This is a genomic window from Endozoicomonas acroporae (assembly GCF_002864045.1).
Lineage (GTDB): Bacteria > Pseudomonadota > Gammaproteobacteria > Pseudomonadales > Endozoicomonadaceae > Endozoicomonas > Endozoicomonas acroporae.
In genome coordinates this window covers 1-1,343 of the sequence record NZ_PJPV01000275.1, presented here as the reverse complement: position 1 = coordinate 1,343, position 1,343 = coordinate 1, and the positions used below count along the sequence as shown (strand labels likewise).

Here is a 1,343-nt window from a genome sequence, read left to right as displayed (position 1 = left end):
GGGTGCTCTCTCAGAATAATCAAAACGCTGATACTGGTTCGTTTGCTCTATGCACTGCCATAAAGCGCTCCCAGAATTGCTCCCATCGTTCCTTGGTTTGACTGAGAGCCCTGATTCCTAAAATAATGGCTGCGCTTTGATGTTTCCAGCGCATGCCTGAGCCGCATAAACGCTGCTTTACTAGTGTTTTACAGGCTGCTTCGGTTACACCTGAGCCTATCGGCCAGTTCTTACTCACTGACTGGTAGTAGCGCATGAGTGACTGATTATTCTTCATATAACTAATAGCTTTATAAAGCTTTTCTACATTAGCTGTCGTCTTTTTTGGTAAATCAACCGCTTCAAGTTCCCGCAGCAATCTGGAGGCTGCTCCCATTTTGTGTTTCAAACGATGAAGGCGGTCTTCCAGCCATGCCTCCCGCTGCTTTTCATTAACAGGGAAGAGCGCTTGTGCAACAGCTCCGATATATTCGGATACATGAAAGAAATCCAGCGTCTGGTAATCTGTGTGTTTCTTCAAAAAACACCAATTACTCTTGGCTCCATCTGCAATACCAATGTAATGGGCATTCGGGAAACGATCCTTTATACGCCGAATCTCGTGTTCGAGGTGCCCCAGGAAGCTGGATTTACCGTACTCTGGCGCTGCTGCAGTGTAAATGGTGTATTGTCTGTGGCCACTGGCATCGTACAGGCTGATTGTTCCGCACATGGCTTCACGCCAACCACCTTCGCAAAGCAGCATACAGGTGCCATCTAGACCGATTGCAATAGACGATACGGGCTCATCCAGTTTGGGAATATCATACTCATCATAGGTATGGTCTTCGACCAGAAAACCTACTGCATCAGACAGATGTTTTATATATGATAACGCCAGCTTTCGACCATGATTGGACTCAAGATCTTCTGCAACAGCAGGGGCGGGTATTTTACTGTACTTCCAGCTCACCATTTTGGCCAATTTAGGCGTTGCAGCACCTATAATATGGGCATTATGATCCAGAGGACTCCAGGTTACACCACCGCAATGCCCCTGATAGACAGCGCGTTCAAAGGTAAATACTCCATAGGGTGTTTCATAACGTTTGGCCACCTGATGTTTATAAGTCAGCTTCTGTCCACGGAGTACAACAGGATCATGATTCGGAACTTCAAAGCGTTGCAAAAGCTCACCTGTTGCCAGCCGTCCACCCTCATTGAGGGCATCCTGAAGGAGGTCTTCACTGGAGAGCATGTTATCTGAGTCAACAGGTACTTCAATTTGCAAAGTGAAGGATTTTTCGTTGCGGGTAAGAATTACAGCAGTCATGTTCAAAGCCACGTAGAAATTTTTCTTATAC

At 46.3% G+C, this 1,343-nt stretch carries 1 protein-coding gene; it reads right to left on the bottom strand.

Annotation, left to right across the window (positions count from 1 at the left end; translation table 11 throughout):
- Positions 1–19: 19 nt before the first annotated feature.
- A partial coding sequence (locus CX664_RS26865; protein WP_101749314.1) for an ISKra4 family transposase occupies positions 20–1,343 on the bottom strand: 1,324 nt, incomplete at its 5' end.